Source organism: Paenibacillus sp. B-A-8 (genome assembly GCF_048572915.1).
Taxonomy (GTDB): Bacteria; Bacillota; Bacilli; order Paenibacillales; family Paenibacillaceae; genus Paenibacillus_AQ.
Genome location: NZ_CP183882.1, coordinates 5,198,960 through 5,216,591 on the forward strand (window position 1 = coordinate 5,198,960; position 17,632 = coordinate 5,216,591).

The following is a 17,632-nucleotide window of genomic DNA, read 5'->3' on the forward strand; positions in this document are numbered from 1 at the left end:
AAATGTCAACAACCGCTTGCCAAATCCGCAAATAGGAGCATACCAACGATGGCGGAAGATCCTTTATTATGATCGATTTTAACGGAAAATAAAAATAGAGGGAATAACTCCCTCTATTTAGCCAATTCTGGTTTGAAATTATAAAAGTCCAAAATCCTTCCTAATCACAAACCAAATCAGCATTCATTCATCACAATTGATTAGATACGATGTAGAACATCATCCTTAAAAGTTACGTTCTCGCTCGCCTCACGACTCTCCAAGGCATTCCAGTCATCCTGTGACAACAGCTCCAGCTGAGCTTCCACCAATGTCCGGAAACGAGTACGATAGATTGAAGCTTGCTTGCGCAACTCTTCAGTCTCAATAGCAACTTTACGGGATTTGGATAACGCTTCGTTAATAATCCGATCTGCGTTCTTTTCCGCTTCCTTGATAATAAGCTGCGATTCCTTCTTGGAGTTGTTCTTCACATCATCTGCCGCTTCCTGAGCGACTAAGATTGTCTTCGATAAACTCTCTTCAATGTTTACAAAATGATCCAAACGCTCTTGAATGGACAAAAGCTGATTCTGCAGCTCTTTGTTCTCACGGATAACACTTTCGTAATCTTTAATTACTTGATCCAGAAATTCGTTGACCTCGTCCTCATCATAACCGCGAAGTCTCCGAGAGAACTCCTTGTTATGTATATCGAGCGGTGTTAATGGCATGCTGTGCACCTCCTAGAAATTTCGGACCTTCTAAGTCTCTGAACCATACCTGTGCAGCAGACAAAGAAGAAAGACTGTACTTCAAGTAAAGGCAGAGGATATATATCGACGATCCAACTGCCATTCATGGTTCGCCTCTTCTATAAAATATCGGCGTCCTGCTTTAAAAATGTTTGATTCCCTCGAAATAATCAATTTCGACAAGTAAAGCCGGATTCCTGCAAGGGATTCACACAAATTTACCAATTTGAACACGGTATCGGCCCTTTTTCGTCAAACTACCGACTTCTAAAACCTTGAAACGACCGAATCCTTGAATAGATACCATGTCACCATCTTTAAGTCCGCAGGAAGGGTCTTCCTCCACTTTCCAATTTACCCGAACGCGTCCAGCCTTGATGGGAGCAAGAATTTTGCTGCGGCTAAGCCGTGTTACATCTGCGGCAATGCCATCCAATCGTAGGGACGCTACAGTCAAATCCATCATTTCCAGCTTCACCTCACTATTACGCAAGGAAGAAAGTGGCAATACCTCCGTACTCACCTGTATCCGGTGTACTCCGGTTAAATTCATAGCTAAATAATCCGCAATATCTGCAGCTACCACCACATGACAGCCATCATCCAGAACATGAATGTCCCCGATTTTACCGCGTTTTACTCCAAGTCCCAGAATAGCACCCATGTAATCCCCATGCTCAAGCGCCAGAAACTTTTGTTCACCAGAGGTTATCGCAAGAACCTTCAGCTCCATATCCTCTTGATCCAGATCACGGTAGTCGGGAGCAACGAGCGCTCGCTTTCGTTCTGCCTCTGCATGCCCCCCCTCCCATCTGACAATTACATCAGGATGGCGGTTGACGAGACTTTGCAGAATAAAGCCTTGGCGCGGGTCTAGAAATTCGGTCAGTTTCGTCTCATGATATTCTCCGGCATGGGTAACCCATTCCCAAGCCTTGTCCACAAATTGTCTTTCATCGGGATGAAAATGCCCGTAAACTTCCGTCTTCATCACTTCTGCCTAAAAAATTAAGTGCAAAATGGATTTGAGTCCACCTGCCGCAAATTCCAAGACGAGTAGTGCAATGATCGGGGAAATATCAAGCGTACCGAAGAGTGGCGGAATAAACCGACGAAATGGTGTTAAATACGGTTCAACAAGCTTGCTTAGCAGTTCTCCAATAAAATTATCACGAACGTTTGGCAACCACGACATCAGTACATAGAAAATAATCATGTAAAAATAAATATTGAAAAGCATATCAATAATCGAATCAATTTGGAGCAAAGCTCATTCACCTCATTCTGTTATATTCTGGATCGTCACCGAGGATTTCCGTGATAGCACCTTGAATTTCAACGGTATCTGGTGTGCACATAAATATATTGCCCCCAATTTTAGAGATTCCTCCCCCAAGGGCATAAACAGTTCCGCTTAAAAAGTCAATAATTCTCATCGCTTGATCATTGCGGACACGCTGAAGATTGATCACTACCGTCCGGTGAGAACGGAGATGGTCCGCAATTTCCTGAGCCTCATCGTACGAACGTGGCTCATAAAGTACAACTTTTACATTCTTCTGCGAATGGATACTGACAACGTTGCCCCTTTGATTTTTGCGGGTTTCGACAGGGGCTGGCTCATACTCATCCTCTTCGTGGATTTGCTCCCGCTCCACAACTTCTTCTTCCTCCTGCAAGCCCAAAAAACTCATAAATCGGTTCATAACGCTCATCACGATCCCTCCTAATGGCCTACTAACACCGTACCTAGGCGTACCCAGGTAGCTCCTTCCTGTATCGCTACCTCAAAATCATTCGACATTCCCATCGATAGCTCCGTAATCGGCTCAGGTGTCAAAGCAAGTTGATTGAGCTCATCGCGCAGCTCACGAAGTCCGCGAAATACAGGACGGGTAAGCTCCGGATCACCTTCTAAAGGCGCCATTGTCATTAGTCCAATTACTTTCACACGGTCGAGACTAGCAATTTCACGTAAAAATCCAGGTACTGCCTCAGGCGACAGACCAAATTTCGTATCTTCTCCAGAGATGTTCACTTGAAGAAAGACATTCACTTCTTGATCTGCGGCAATCGCCTTTTTGTGTAATTCTTGTGCCAGGGATATCCGGTCCAAAGAGTGTATATATTGAAACTTGCCAATAACGTCTTTAACCTTATTGGTTTGCAGATGCCCGATAAAATGCCATGTCCCTTGGTCCCCTAAAACCTTCCATTTGTGCTCAGCATCCTGCCAGCGACTCTCGGCAATATGCTCTAGGCCTGCCTCCAATACGGAGGACACCATTTCCAGAGAAACATATTTCGTCACTGCGATTACCTTGACGTCATTTCGATCCCGGCCGCTTGCCGCGCAGGCACGTGCTACACGTTCCTCTACCTCAGCAATTCTCTCCTGCAGTGTTAAAGCCAACTTTCAACTCTCCTTTATTCCGATCCAGCTCGTCATCCTACCTGTAACCCCATTTTCTTTACGATAAGAAAAGAACAAATCCTGATTACAGCTTGTACACCAAGATGTACATTCGATATGAGTCGGCAAGATTCCTGCTTTAATCATAATGCGTCGATTCATTTCTTTCAAGTTTAGCATGTATTTGTTCTTATCTGTGTCAGATGTTCTGTATAGACCTACAGTGTCAGCTGTTTCTGTCAGCTTGCTCAGCTCATCCTCCAATTGGCGAACATGCTCCATCACATAATCATCCACCTCATAACAGCAGTCGCCAATGGACGGTCCGATCGCTGCAATAATGTCCTGCGGATGGCTTCCGTAAATGTTCTCCATTTTACTCACCATGGCGGCTGCAATCTGGGCCACAGTTCCCTTCCAACCGGCATGCGCAAGACCGACGACTTGATGCACTGGATCATAAAAGTAAAGAGGCACGCAATCCGCATAAAAAGAAGTCAGCAAAACTCCCGGTACATCCGTAAGTAAACCATCCGTTGCCTGAAATGCCGAGGCTCTATCCTTTTGCCCACGACCACGATCAGCTTCCCTTACCACTGCTATTTCTGCTCCGTGGGTTTGTTCTCCACAGGTCCAAGCTTCTGGCTTGAAATCAAGCGCTTCAGCAAGTGCCCTACGATTCTTTAAAACATCTTCTGGAGCATCCCCAACATGAAATGCACAATTCAGGCTGTCATAAGGCTCTTTGCTAGCCCCTCCCTGTCTACCGGTAAAACCTGCTGTAATTTCTTTATGCTTCACACGCCAAGGCTCCAGATGGAGCAGCATAAGTGTTTCCTTTCCCTGCACAAACGGTTCCATTTCCTCACCTCCGCCTTAGTGTACCACATGTAAATACCCCCACAAAATGCCGATTAAGCTAGAAAGCTCAATTTATTAACTTTTTAAGCTATGCCATTTCGAATCTTTTTATAAAAAAACAAAAAACGCACCTAATTAATAAGTGCGCCGTTCGCTTCGGTCCCCTCGTTCCAGATACATCGTCTCCCGCTCGTCCTGCCCTTGAGGCATTCTTGATTCCTCAATCTTCACAAGCACTACATCAGATCCGATTTTGACAATATTTCGCCATGGAATAATCAGATCTGTTCCACCTCCGAACAATCCCATAAACCGAGTGTATCCGGGAATTACGATGGCATCAATAACACCTCGGCGTAAATCAAGCTCTAAGTCGCTGATTTGGCCCAGCCGCTTACCGTCCACAATGTTAATAACGTCCTTAGTCTGAAAATCAGAGATTTTCATTTTTTTAGCTGATCCTACATAATCCTCGTTCATTTCACCACCCCTGTACAATCAGACCTACAGTCCAATATATGTTATGAAAGCTTGGCCACATGCATGAAAAATCCCCACAAGTATATACTTCCTGAAACCATAAAAAGAGGAGATCACCCAGAACCCTTAAACGGATTCTAGATATCTCCTCATTTCAGACGATTTAAGACTTCACATGCTTTTGCATTTGCTGAATCGCAGATTTCTCTAAGCGTGAGACCTGTGCCTGTGAGATACCAATCTCATCTGCGACCTCCATTTGAGTCTTTCCTTCGAAAAACCGCATGGATAAAATTCGTTTCTCCCGCTGACCTAGCTTTCGCATCGCTTCACGTAAGGCGATTTCTTCGATCCACGACACATCCTTATTCTTATCATCGCTAATCTGGTCCATTACATAAATAGGATCGCCACCGTCATGATAGATCGGTTCGAATAAGGACACTGGATCCTGAATAGCATCAAGGGCAAAGACTACATCTTCCTTCGGTACACCAAGCGCTTCAGAAATTTCGAATATCGTCGGTTCCCGCGAATTCTGATTGGTCAGACTATCGCGTACCTGCAGCGCCTTGTAAGCAATGTCTCTGAGTGAACGCGATACTCGTATTGGGTTGTTATCACGCAAGTAGCGGCGGATCTCACCAATAATCATCGGAACCGCATATGTGGAGAACTTAACGTTTTGTGATAAATCGAAATTATCGATGGCTTTCATCAGACCGATGCAGCCCACCTGAAACAAATCGTCAACAAATTCTCCCCTGTTATTAAACCTCTGGATAACACTTAGAACGAGCCTAAGATTACCATTTACCAATTTCTCTCTGGCGGATCGCTCGCCCTGCTGCTGCAGCGAAGTGAACAGTTGCCGCATTTCCACGTTCGTTAGAACAGGCAGCTTAGCAGTATCCACACCGCAAATCTCGACTTTATTTCGGGTCATGATGATTTACCTCCCAAGGAGAAACATTACTGTACATTATCTCCCGGGTTGGCCATTTTATTCCTTGCTAATTTCACCCTACACCATCTTGTTAAACTCCTTACGCAGCCGCTTAATAATTCGTTTCTCCAGACGAGAAATGTAAGATTGGGAAATACCGAGCAGATCCGCCACATCTTTTTGTGTCTTTTCTTCGCCTCCACGCAGTCCGAATCGCAGCTCCATAATGAGTCTTTCGCGTTCGCTCAGCTTTTCCAGCGCCTTCTGCAGCAGCTTGCGATCGACCTGTTCTTCAATGTTTCGGTAAATGGTATCATTTTCCGTTCCTAATACGTCTGAGAGCAGCAACTCATTACCATCCCAATCAATATTAAGAGGTTCATCAAAAGAAACCTCACTCCGTGTCTTACTATTACGCCGTAAATACATCAAAATTTCATTCTCTATGCAGCGCGATGCATACGTAGCTAGTTTTATTTTTTTCTCGGGATCAAATGTGTTAACCGCCTTGATTAATCCGATAGCCCCTATCGAAACCAGGTCTTCAATATTGATTCCGGTATTCTCGAATTTGCGAGCGATATATACTACGAGGCGCAGGTTACGCTCAATCAGCATCGCACGAACAGCTGCATCACCGCTGGATAGCCGCTGAAGCAGATACTCTTCTTCTTCCCGTGTCAGCGGTGGAGGAAGAGCCTCGCTCCCGCCAATATAATAGATTTCCTGACTCTTCAGCCCCAGTAGAAACAGCATGCGGTAATATTGCAGCTGCAGAGCAATTTTCCATTTGATCATTATTGTTCCTCCTCCAAGAAGTACACGGTTCGCATATGAAGCTTTCAATTCCCGCTTTCAGCCCTCAAAAGTTTAGCTCAGCTAGATTTTAAGATTAGGAAGGTAGTGCTGCATCAGTAGTGCTCTCTCTTTGAGTTAAATCCGGATGAATGATCGCCCGATAGGCCCCATCTCCAGACAGTGTCCCGCCATCCAGCCCAATTAAGACTCTTTTACTATAAAAGGTATCTTCACCAAGCTTTATCGTTACAAGGTCAGGCTTCAGTGCGAGCATAAATGATGACCCTCGGTTAATCCCCCTATAAGGTACTAGCCGCATCCTATCCTGCCAGGCGAACGACTGCCCGTCCGTTTCTAGCAAAAGTCTGTCCGCACCATCCTGAGTGAGTCTCCCTTTCCATGCAGCAGGCAGATACCCCTCCCATAGCGTCGATTCCATCACCATCACCGGAATGCGAGTCAAAGGGTCACAGAGCCGGTTGCCTGTGTCTAACAGGCCAGGACAGGAAACACTTACCCCATCAATTTCAACAACCACCTCACCGATATAGGTTTCAAGCTGCTCCCTTCTGATTCGTGAAGATTGCACTGCCTTGAAGCAGATTAACACCAGGGGAAATACCGCAATGACAAACCAAAAGCCGATCTTTAAGCCGTAAGCATGCCCTCCTGAAGCGGTGAACATAATACCATTCCAAATCTCGCTGGAGCTCTGCAGCAAATAGTGAATACCAACGATCCCACCCGCAGCTGCAAAATTGATAATATAGAAAGCTCCCATAGTGCGAAGGTAGCTTTGCAGACTCCCAAAACCAAAGGCAATCCATAGCATAACCACCGACAATCCAAACTTAATAAGGAAGGTATACATGAAAGACAGTTCCGGTACAAACATCATCACCACATACAGTGCGCCAACAAGTGCTGAGAGGATTAAACGCCACCATGAGATTCTCAGCTTAACCATCCAGCCTGTCAGCCACAAAAGAATTCCGTCGATCACTAGATTGGCGGCGAATATCAAGTCAATATAAACAACCAGTGCATTCACCTGCTTAATGGCGGAATCTATCCTGTAGCCAAAATGGATCAGGCTCTGTTTTTTGGACGATATGATTAGTATAGAAAGTCTCGCATTCAAAGTCTGTCTAAACTTGGGGGGCATTCTTGCGGTTTTTTTGTCGAGTTATAGCGCGTGAGGATTTATTCCTTCTTTATGGAAATTCTTTAAAACTGCAAATATATAGCTTTATCCTTACTTTTGGCTAGAAATCATTTTCTAGTGCAAGAAAAGCTGCAGATTGGCAGGATTCGCCACCGGACGGCGCTTGGCGGTTTCCAGTTATCGTTAACGTTTAGCCAACCATGGACATCTGTGAGCCACACCATGCTGTTGACTCTCTTGATCGATCCTTACTTACATGTATGCAAAAAAACACCGTACCGCCATAGCTAATCAGCTAAGCGATACGGTGTTCTCATATAATCTTAATTCTCTTTAATTAATCGTTGTTGCCCCGAGTCCGATTACGCAGGAACGTCGGAATATCGAGCTGGTCAGAAGAACTCTGATTGCCGAAAGGACGTAAATTAGCTGAACTCTTATCTGGTGCTGCCGCAGGCTCGTTATTCGTCGAGACTGGACGACGTCCTGGAGTTTCAGGCGATGGTTTATGTTCAAAGCCAGTAGCAATTACTGTTACTTTGATATCATCCTTCAGGCCTTCATCAATAATCGCACCAAAGATCATATTCACTTCAGGATCAGACGCGGATGTAACGATCTCAGCCGCTTCATTAACTTCATATAGAGAGAGGTTGGATCCTCCCGTAATGTTCATAATTACGCCGCGGGCGCCTTCAATAGACGTTTCCAAGAGTGGACTCATAATTGCTTTACGTGCTGCTTCAGACGCACGGTTCTCACCATTTGCAATACCAATACCCATAAGCGCTGAACCGCGCTCTGTCATAATCGTCTTTACATCCGCAAAGTCAAGGTTAATCAGACCAGGAACCTTAATTAGGTCAGAGATACCTTGAACAGCCTGCCGGAGAACATTATCTGCTTCACGGAAAGCTTCCAACATCGGTGTTTTCTTATCAACGATCTCAAGCAAACGGTCATTTGGAATGACGATTAGCGTGTCGACTTTTTCTTTCAAAGCTTCGATTCCAAGCATTGCCTGGTTATATCGTTTTCTTCCTTCAAAAGTGAACGGGCGAGTAACTACACCCACAGTCAAGGCTCCACACTCTCTAGCAATTTCAGCTATAACTGGTGCTGCACCTGTTCCAGTACCGCCACCCATCCCTGCAGTAACAAACACCATATCTGCGCCCTTAAGGGTATTAGAGATTAAGTCACGGGATTCTTCCGCTGCCTTCTTACCGACTTCAGGATTAGCTCCTGCACCCAACCCGCGGGTCAGCTTGTCCCCGATTTGCAGCTTGTGCTCCGATTTGGCCATATGCAACGCTTGGGCGTCTGTATTAACCGTAATAAATTCTACACCCTGAACGCCATTTTCAATCATCCGGTTGACAGCATTACTACCGCCGCCGCCCACGCCGATGACTTTTATTTGCGCCAAGCTCTCCATTTCAAAATCAAATTCTAACATATTGTTCCATCTCCCCCTCAATGTGCTTGGATGGCCAGTCCAAGTATATCTGGACTTACACTTATATAAACTCGCTGAACATGTTCTTTAGACGCTCGACAAACCCGGTCTTCTGAACCGTTTCCTGATTTGGAGCAGCGTTCTGCTTACTCCGGTTGACCGTCTTTTTGTTGCTGCTTCCGCCACTACTTCTTCCACGGAAGCTACGGACAACATTATGCAGGATACCGACACCTCCGGTAAACCCAGGGTCCCGCACACCGATATAATCCGGTACAGCGATGCGTACAGATGCGGCCAGCTCAGTCTGAGCCGCTTTTAATACGCCAGGCATCGAGACAGTTCCACCCGTTAGTATATAACCTCCAGGCAGTTCACTGTAACCAAGCCGTTTCACTTCCTGTTTAATCAGATGGAAGATTTCTTGCACCCGTGGCTCGATAATTGCCGCTAAATCCTCTTGGTTAAATTCCTTCTCCACGTTACTGCCAATGCGCAGCACTTTGAAGACAACGTCAGAAGCTGCATCGTCAATCCATGCGCAACCATACTTCAGCTTTACTTTCTCCGCTTGATCAGTAAGTGTACGTAGTCCGTATGCAATGTCATTAGTTACAAATTCTCCTCCGATCGGAATCGTGGAGGTTGCACAAAGGGAACTTTCTTCGTATATGGCGATCGTTGTCGACCCGGCACCGATATCAACCAGAACAGATCCCATCGATTTCTCGTCCTTGGATAGCGCCAATCCACCAGCTCCAAGAGACATCAGCACAAGATCCTTCACTTTCAGTCCTGATTTCTCAACACAGCGTAGTAGATTATGTATTGGCGTCTTAGCACCCGTAATGATGGTTGCGTCGACTTCAAGACGAACGCCAATCATCCCGCGCGGGTCCTGAATACCTTCGAGACCATCGACGATAAATTGTTTAGGAACAACATCAATCACTTCTCGCTCCGGAGGCATTGCGATGACTTCCGCAGCTTTAATAACACGATCGATATCATCCTCACCGATTTCACGATCCTCATTCTGAACGGCCACGACACCGTGGCTGGATTGCAGGCCAATATGATTACCGGAAATGCCTACATAAACCTCTGATATTTGAATACCCACCATTTGCTCTGCATGATCTATAGCACTTTTGATCGATTGCACAGTTTGGTCGATATCTACAATCGCGCCTTTACGTATTCCTTCCGAATCAGCAGATCCAACGCCAATAATATTAAAGGTTCCATTGGTAACTTCCCCAATTATTGCCCGAACTTTGGATGTACCGATGTCCAAACTAACAATGATGTCATTGTTGCTCAAGTCCTATGGCACCTCCTGTTATAATCGAAATAATTTGCATAACCTTATCCCTGTCCCGGGAAACTTCTCTGTACATATTCAACATACCTAACCCTTTCCCTCTTTTTTCTACAAATTTTTTGAACGGAATAATATTCCAACATCCCTTAATGTGAATAGTTAATCATAAATTTTTATAAGAATGACAAATATCACAAGAAATATAAGCCTTTTTTTGGTTATTTGAACATTTACAACCACATAAAGCATTATATTTCAAAAAAATCGAAGAAAAAAGAGGGATATAGCTTCTTGCCCGTAAATCCGATTGTAGCATTTTTTCAACTCTATTAGTAGGGACTATTGACCTCTACTCTACTCTTGCACATCTTTTTGCTCATCGCCCTTTTGCTCCTCACTTTCGACCTGAAAAGGAACATACGAGTCGGCTTCAAGCATCGTGATAAGTCCAGGCTCCTTGGTCTCTATTACCTGATTCAAATAGGACACTTTGCTCTTCAATAAAGAGATAGATGTAATCACCTCGAAACGGGATCTTGTATAGAGCTTGATACGGTCTGGAAATGACAAAGTTGGTGAGGGAACAATCTCAGAAATATCACTTGTCAACTCATTAGCAATACTTCCTAGCGTTTGACATAGGATAGCCTTATTAGGATCGGCTGGATCCCAGTTAGTTAATATAGGCTTCTCTACAGCAATACCAGTCTCATTAATAGACACCGCTGCCCCACTCGACAGAATCGCCTTTAAGACGCCCCCCTGTTCCAGTTCATAGGCCACCGCAGGAAATTCTTCAATCTTCACTGTGATTACCCCGGGGAAATCCTTCTTTACGGTCACATTCTTAACCGTCTTAAGCTCTAACAGAGATTGTTCCACATCTTTCGTAGAAACAGCAAAGAATTGTCCACCTATATGAATTCCACTTTGCGAGAGTAATTCTTCACTAGTAGAATACTTGCTTCCCTGAAAATCTATCACTGTAATGTGACTAATAGACGATCTGAAAAAAATCACAGCAAGAAGCGCAGTGAACAATAGCAGCAGGATCGCCGTAATTTTACGGCTCATTTTTTTCTTAGGCTTGTCCTCTTTAAGAAGAGGTAATCGGGTTGTTGTCATTCTCATATCTCCGTAATAAGGCCCTGTCTCCTTCCTAGCTAGAACTGAAGGAGACAGGGAGCTTTAATTGGCCAAATCAAGTGGATCCGGTATGGGTACCTTGCGGCTTATACGCGCACCAAGCTTCTGAAACAGCATCTCTATTCCATCATACCCACGGTCAATGTGGTGTGCTTGCTCAACGACTGTAGTCCCTTGTGCAGCGAGACCAGCAATGACCAGAGCAGCACCAGCACGCAAATCAGTAGCTTCCACAGTAGCACCATACAATCTCTGAACACCGCGTATAAACGCACGATTCAAATCGATAGAAATATCAGCGCCCATCCGAGCCATTTCTTCAACATGCTTGAATCGTCCCTCAAACACCGTCTCTTTGATTACACTGAAGCCATCGGCAAGAGACAACAGCACCATGACCTGAGATTGCAGATCTGTTGGGAAAGAAGGATAAGGAGAAGTCACAATTCTCTCAACAGCACGCGGGCGCCCCATACAACTGACATTAATTATATCATTGCACACTGTGATTTGAACACCAGCCCGCTTGAGCACATGAATAAGCGAAGTCAGATGCCCCGCGTTGGCATGTGTCAAAGTCACATTCCCCCGTGTAGCCGCCGCCGCAATCATTACGGTTCCAGCCACAATCCGGTCAGGTATCACCTCGTACGTACAGGGATGCAGGTTTTTAACACCTTGAATCGTAATGGTGTCCGTACCTGCACCTATAATCTGAGCACCCATACTATTCAAAAATTGCTGCAAGTCCTGTATCTCCGGCTCTCTCGCTGCCCCCGATATCGTTGTTGTACCCTCTGCCTTTGCGGCAGCCATCATAATATTCTCCGTTGCCCCTACACTTGGATAGTCGAGATGAATATCACTCCCTATAAGCTTAGAGCCTCGACAGAATATTCGTCCATTGCTCTCTTCGATCTCCGCACCAAGCGCCTTAAGCCCTTGTAGATGAAGATCGATTTTACGCTCTCCGATTGCACAGCCCCCTGGCTGATAGATCGTTACCTCTCCAAATCTGGATAACAGCGGTCCCATTAGAAAAATAGAAGATCTCATCTGCCGCATTAAATCCTCAGGGATATGAGATGTCCCGACGGCAGACGTATCTATCGTCACCGTATCCTCTTGATGCACGCACCTGCAGCCCAGCCGATCTAGGATGTCTAGCATAGTCTCGATGTCCAGCAGCTTCGGCACATTATGCAGTGAGTGAACTCCTTCGGCCAGCAGGCTTGCCGCTAGAATCGGCAGCGCCGCATTTTTTGCTCCATGGATACGAATGGTGCCTGACAGGGGATTTCCACCCTCAATCACCAATTTGTCCAATGTATCACCTCCGAGATTACCGCTCACCCACCACAAACACTTCCGTTAAAAGCTCATATGAAATGTACAAGTATAAACGTCTTCGGCGTCCTTTATAAGGACGATAGGCGTTTAAGCGAGAAATATAAGGATAATGTATAACGTGAAACTTATACTTTCTTATATTTCAAGAATAACCTGCACTACATCTCAGGTTTGGAAGTGTCCTGGGTGATTGTCACGATTATAGGATTATCCTATGTTCGTTCCTCCAAGTGTGTGACAGAGAGCTGCCAATAAGGAAAACCCATATAGAAAAAGAGGATTTCTTAAGACTTCTTACCTGTAAGTCTTCGGAGCTCGCTTGTGATCACTGCTGCAGAATCTCTTTTGCCGAGTCGCTTGGAAGCCGCGGACATCTGCTCACGCACTTCGTCTGCTCCGATGATTTTTTGAACCACCTCATAAAGAGCCGTGCCGTTTAAATCTTTCTCAAGCAGCACCACAGCAGCACCCTCACGTTCCAGCTGTCTTGCATTCGCTTCCTGATGGTTGTTAGTCACGTTAGGAGAAGGAATGAGTACAGAGGGAATACCCAGCGCTGTAATCTCAGCGAGAAAAGATGCTCCAGCCCGATTAACGATCAAAGAGGTACAAGCCAACACCTCTGGCATATTATGAACATAAGGAAGGACATGCAACCAGTTTGGTAAGCTACCCAGCTTTTGACGCAATTCCACCCGGGTCTCTTCAAAATAGGGTTCACCAGTAACATACACATAATGAACACCATTACCCTTACCCACTAATGGGGCCATTTCAATCATGGCTCTATTAATAGCCTTAGCTCCCTGGCTGCCTCCAACTACCAAAACTACAGTACTGCCATCCGAAATACCCAGCGATGCGAATCCTCGTTGCGGACTTGCTGTAGTAACTGTTGTAGCACGTGGGTTACCAGTATAAATCACATGCTTGCTCCCCGGAAAAGAGGACTCTGTGCCTTCAAAACTTACGGCAACCGTACTCGCATACCGACTCAAAAAGCGATTGGTTAAACCTGGTATAGCATTTTGTTCATGGATCAAAGTAGGAATACCTAACCGGGATGCAGCATAAACAACCGGACCACATACATAACCGCCTGTTCCAATCACAACATCTGGCTTGAATTCTCTTAACATTTCTTTGGAAGCCTTAACACCCTTCAAGAAACGCATCACGGTCTTGACGTTGTCTATGGACAGCTTGCGCCGAAAACCGGTGATGTCAATAGATTTGAAAGGGATATTTTCTTGGGGAACAAGCTTGCTCTCTAAGCCACGCGATCCACCTATATACAAGAAGGTAGATTTGCTATCTTCCAACTCCATTTGCCTAGCAACAGCGAGCGCAGGATAGATATGTCCACCCGTGCCTCCGCCGCTTAATACGATACGCATCTCTTTCACCTCGCAAAACGGGATAAGTTCAATAGAATGCCAAGGGATGTCAGCATCAGTGTAAGCGAAGATCCGCCATAGCTAATCAGAGGAAGCGTGATGCCTGTTACAGGCATTAGACCGATAACAACACCAATATTAATAATGACTTGCACAGCCACCATACAGACGATGCCAACGGCCAGATAGCTTCCAAAACGGTCAGGCAGACTCATCGCCACCTTCATCCCGCGCCAGATTAGAATAAGAAATAGGATCAACACAGCCAAACCACCGATAAACCCCAGCTCCTCGGCCAATATAGAAAAAATAAAATCAGTTTGTGGCTCAGGAACATAACTGTACTTCTGCCGACTCATTCCTAATCCGAGACCACCGAGCCCCCCAGGACCGATCGCATATAGCGACTGAATAATCTGGTAGCCTGCACCAAGGGGGTCGGACCAAGGATCAAGAAAAGCGGTAATCCGCTGCAGCCGGTAAGGCGCTGCTGCAATCAAAGCAACAAACCCTGCCGCTCCAGCTACGCCAAGTGAAAGTAAATGCTTCATTCTAGCCCCAGCTGTGAAGACCATCATCAAGGCTGCACCAAACATAACAGTGCCTGTACCCAGATCCGGCTGCAGCATAATCAGCGCGAAGGCTGACCCAATGAGCGCAAGCGGTGGGAGCAAGCCGCGTGTGAAGGAGGTGATGTCGTATTCCTCTTTTCCTAGCCAGTTGGCTAAGAATAGAATCATCCCCATCTTCATGAACTCGGAAGGCTGAATCCCGAAAGAGCTAATTCCTAGCCAACTGCGCGCGCCCCCACGTACTACACCAATACCGGGGATAAGCACAATAACAAGTAAGAAAAAGCAGATCAGAAGTGCCGGCTTAGCCAGCTTTTTCAGCACCCTGTAATCGGTATTCGCCGTAACGAACATTGCGACTAGTCCCAGTCCTGCAAACAAAAGCTGTCTTTTTACAAAGTAAAACGAATCTCCATAATTGCGGAAGCCCAGAACGGACCCGGCGCTGTATACCATCACCATGCCGATCACCAGCAAAGATAGAATAGGAATCAGCAACCAAATATCGGGAGCATGACGAGTTTTGTTCATCAGGAGCACACCTCTTGCATCCGTAGTAGGGATGGGGCTTATCCACCCCCCTACTTAAAGGTTATGCACCGCCTCTTTAAAAATACGCCCGCGCTCTTCATAGGATGTAAACATATCCCAACTTGCACATGCAGGAGACAAAAGAACGATATCTCCTTCTTCCGCCAGAGCGGAGGCTTCCTGCACAGCTTGCTCAAGCACGGCGGCGGCACTCTCCCCATTATCGACGGAGATAATCTGCTTTAATCCTGCCAGCTGCGCTACATTCGTTAGCTTGTCCTTAGTTTCCCCTAACGCTACTAGCGCTTTAACACGACCGCTCAGGACAGGCAGCAGCTCCAAATAATCGGAACCACGGTCTAATCCGCCAGCGATCAGCACTACGGGGCGTTTGAAGGACGTTAATGCCATAATCGTCGCTTTGGAGTTCGTTGCTTTGGAATTATTATAATAAGTGGCCCCAGCCTTATCAGCTACATACTCCAGCCGGTGCTCCACACCGCGAAACGAAGCAAGCACTTCGCCCAATAAAGAAGGGTCAGCTCCAGCAGCAATGGCAATGCCACATGCAGCCAGTGCATTTCCCACGTTGAAACGCCCCGGAAGGCCAATGGAATCTACATCAGCAATGATTGTTTCTTGTTCTGCAGATTCGCGGTAGATGATCCGGCGCTTCAGATCGTCGTCTTGATCCGTAATATAGGACGGGCTAACAAACACACCATGAGTGAGCTCCTCGGACATAGAGAACGGAAGAATAGTAGCCTTCATATATGGCACAAGTTCCCGGCAAAAGGGATCGTCCCAGTTCAGCACAGCCGTATCCGTAGCTACTTGATTAGCGAACAGCTTTGCTTTGGAATCGACATAATCCTTCATGCTCCCATGATAATCCAGGTGGGTCTCCGCAATATTCAACAAACAACCTATTTTGGGGCGGAAAGTTTCCGTACCTTTGAGCTGGAAGCTGCTGAGTTCGACCACCATCCAGTTATCCTCTGTAGCTTCTTGCGCAGCCTCACAGAGAGGCGTGCCAATGTTACCTGCAACAATCGGATTCATACCTGCGGCTTCCAGCATTTGACCTACCCAGGTCGTCGTTGTCGTCTTGCCATTGGATCCCGTGATGCCAATCATCGGCGCTGCACAAAGACGGTAAGCAACCTCTACCTCTGTAACTACTTCAATGCCAAGCTCAAGAGCCTTTTGCACAGGAGGCGCAGAATATGGAATGCCTGGATTCTTAATGACCAGACTTACACCTTCATGAATCAGTCCATCCGGATGCCCACCGCTTATAACACAAATTCCCAAAGATTCCAATTCGGAAGCTTCGGGACTTTGATCTCTTTCCTTTTTATCGTTCACCGTAACTACAGCGCCTCGATCATGCAGCACTTTAGCAACCTGGACACCGCTTTTTGCGAGCCCAAGAACCACAACTTCTTCACCACGATACATATCTGGATGTTTCATTCGCTACAACCCCTTGCTAATAAATAGTCCAACAGCGGCTAATACCAAACTTACCGCCCAGAACGAAATTACCACACGCCATTCCGACCAGCCACCAAGTTCAAAATGATGGTGAATCGGGCTCATTCTAAATACACGTTTGCCACGGGTTTTGAAAGAGACCACCTGTATCACGACAGATAACATTTCCACTACAAACACACCGCCAATGATAAGAAACAGCAGTTCGCTCTTCGTGACAATAGCAATTGCACCTATCGCGCCGCCAATACCAAATGATCCGGTATCTCCCATGAACACCTTAGCTGGATGGGCGTTAAAGACCAGAAACCCGAGAACTGCCCCGATCATTGCCGCTGCGCACACTCCAGCTGCAATCGAGGTAGCCTGCATCGCTACAACAGCATAAGCCGCCAAAGCAATAGCACTTACTCCTGACAGCAAACCATCTACTCCATCAGTAAAGTTTACAGCATTCGTTACGGCCATCATCATAATGATAATGAATGGATAGTAGAAAAAGCCGCCCCAGTCAAAGCTGAAATCAGTTCCCGGAACGCTGATACTTGTGCTATGTCCAGCAGAAATTAGCAGACCGCACATTACAGCACCTACCAACAGCTGTCCAAACAATTTTTGACGCGCCGTAAGGCCCAACGAACGCTTGAATACGATTTTGATATAATCATCCAAAAATCCGATCAGTCCAAAACCAAGCGTAGCCACTAGTAGTACGTAAAAATCGTTATTCACCACAGAAAATTTCAGATAAGCCAATGTAAAAGCCACGATGATTACGATACCGCCCATCGTTGGCGTTCCCGCTTTCTTTAAATGGGATTGCGGTCCGTCATCTCGCACCTGCTGTCCGAATTTCATCCTGCGCAGAAGCGGAATGAAGAGCGGAGCGGCAATGACCGCAAGGATAAAGGAAACAGCAATAGTCAATAACAATAGTTGATAATCCATGGGTGCACCCC

18 protein-coding genes are annotated in these 17,632 nt (G+C 46.0%); all 18 read right to left on the bottom strand.

Annotated features, from left to right (window positions below; all coding sequences use genetic code 11):
- Positions 1-200 precede the first annotated feature (200 nt).
- On the bottom strand, positions 201-713 hold the full coding sequence (locus ACN6MV_RS23530) for a DivIVA domain-containing protein (RefSeq protein WP_042130215.1): 513 nt from the start codon (positions 711-713) through the stop codon (positions 201-203).
- Between the two features lie 229 nt (positions 714-942).
- Entirely contained in the window at positions 943-1,725 is a 783-nt protein-coding gene (locus ACN6MV_RS23535) for an RNA-binding protein (RefSeq protein WP_341114466.1), read from the bottom strand.
- 9 nt (positions 1,726-1,734) lie between these two features.
- Positions 1,735-1,974: a YggT family protein gene (locus ACN6MV_RS23540; protein ID WP_042132388.1), complete on the bottom strand. Its 240-nt coding sequence runs from the start codon at positions 1,972-1,974 to the stop codon at positions 1,735-1,737.
- Between the two features lie 34 nt (positions 1,975-2,008).
- Entirely contained in the window at positions 2,009-2,449 is a 441-nt protein-coding gene (locus ACN6MV_RS23545; RefSeq protein WP_042130218.1) for a cell division protein SepF, read from the bottom strand.
- A gap of 11 nt (positions 2,450-2,460) precedes the next feature.
- Positions 2,461-3,147 (bottom strand): YggS family pyridoxal phosphate-dependent enzyme, encoded by a 687-nt coding sequence (locus ACN6MV_RS23550; RefSeq protein WP_042190837.1) that lies wholly within the window; start codon positions 3,145-3,147, stop codon positions 2,461-2,463.
- A gap of 3 nt (positions 3,148-3,150) precedes the next feature.
- Positions 3,151-4,008: a peptidoglycan editing factor PgeF gene (pgeF, locus tag ACN6MV_RS23555; RefSeq protein ID WP_419885003.1), complete on the bottom strand. Its 858-nt coding sequence runs from the start codon at positions 4,006-4,008 to the stop codon at positions 3,151-3,153.
- Positions 4,009-4,143: 135 nt separating this feature from the next.
- A complete protein-coding gene (locus ACN6MV_RS23560; protein ID WP_060622055.1) occupies positions 4,144-4,488 on the bottom strand; it encodes a YlmC/YmxH family sporulation protein in 345 nt (114 codons plus the stop codon).
- A gap of 163 nt (positions 4,489-4,651) precedes the next feature.
- Entirely contained in the window at positions 4,652-5,434 is a 783-nt protein-coding gene (gene sigG / locus ACN6MV_RS23565; RefSeq protein WP_036683631.1) for an RNA polymerase sporulation sigma factor SigG, read from the bottom strand.
- A 78-nt stretch (positions 5,435-5,512) separates the two neighbouring features.
- Positions 5,513-6,232, bottom strand: a complete 720-nt coding sequence (gene sigE / locus ACN6MV_RS23570) for an RNA polymerase sporulation sigma factor SigE (protein ID WP_375103692.1) — start codon at positions 6,230-6,232, stop codon at positions 5,513-5,515.
- Between the two features lie 94 nt (positions 6,233-6,326).
- Entirely contained in the window at positions 6,327-7,274 is a 948-nt protein-coding gene (gene spoIIGA / locus ACN6MV_RS23575; protein ID WP_419886806.1) for a sigma-E processing peptidase SpoIIGA, read from the bottom strand.
- A 460-nt stretch (positions 7,275-7,734) separates the two neighbouring features.
- Positions 7,735-8,856, bottom strand: coding sequence for a cell division protein FtsZ (gene ftsZ, locus ACN6MV_RS23580; protein WP_042130228.1), 1,122 nt, complete (start codon positions 8,854-8,856; stop codon positions 7,735-7,737).
- Positions 8,857-8,917: 61 nt separating this feature from the next.
- A complete protein-coding gene (ftsA, locus tag ACN6MV_RS23585; RefSeq protein WP_076117264.1) occupies positions 8,918-10,180 on the bottom strand; it encodes a cell division protein FtsA in 1,263 nt (420 codons plus the stop codon).
- Between the two features lie 354 nt (positions 10,181-10,534).
- On the bottom strand, positions 10,535-11,305 hold the full coding sequence (locus ACN6MV_RS23590; RefSeq protein ID WP_042130232.1) for a cell division protein FtsQ/DivIB: 771 nt from the start codon (positions 11,303-11,305) through the stop codon (positions 10,535-10,537).
- Positions 11,306-11,368: 63 nt separating this feature from the next.
- The gene (gene murA, locus ACN6MV_RS23595) at positions 11,369-12,652 is read right to left on the bottom strand and encodes a UDP-N-acetylglucosamine 1-carboxyvinyltransferase (protein WP_076117266.1); all 1,284 of its coding nucleotides are present in this window, start codon (positions 12,650-12,652) and stop codon (positions 11,369-11,371) included.
- A gap of 308 nt (positions 12,653-12,960) precedes the next feature.
- The gene (murG, locus tag ACN6MV_RS23600) at positions 12,961-14,073 is read right to left on the bottom strand and encodes an undecaprenyldiphospho-muramoylpentapeptide beta-N-acetylglucosaminyltransferase (protein WP_042130236.1); all 1,113 of its coding nucleotides are present in this window, start codon (positions 14,071-14,073) and stop codon (positions 12,961-12,963) included.
- A 5-nt stretch (positions 14,074-14,078) separates the two neighbouring features.
- Positions 14,079-15,176 carry a stage V sporulation protein E gene (spoVE, locus tag ACN6MV_RS23605; protein ID WP_042130238.1) on the bottom strand — a complete coding sequence of 366 codons (1,098 nt, stop codon included), beginning with the start codon at positions 15,174-15,176 and terminating at the stop codon, positions 14,079-14,081.
- 54 nt (positions 15,177-15,230) lie between these two features.
- Positions 15,231-16,652, bottom strand: a complete 1,422-nt coding sequence (gene murD / locus ACN6MV_RS23610; protein ID WP_341114471.1) for a UDP-N-acetylmuramoyl-L-alanine--D-glutamate ligase — start codon at positions 16,650-16,652, stop codon at positions 15,231-15,233.
- Between the two features lie 3 nt (positions 16,653-16,655).
- Positions 16,656-17,621, bottom strand: coding sequence for a phospho-N-acetylmuramoyl-pentapeptide-transferase (gene mraY, locus ACN6MV_RS23615; protein ID WP_042130241.1), 966 nt, complete (start codon positions 17,619-17,621; stop codon positions 16,656-16,658).
- Between the last annotated feature and the right edge of the window lie 11 nt (positions 17,622-17,632).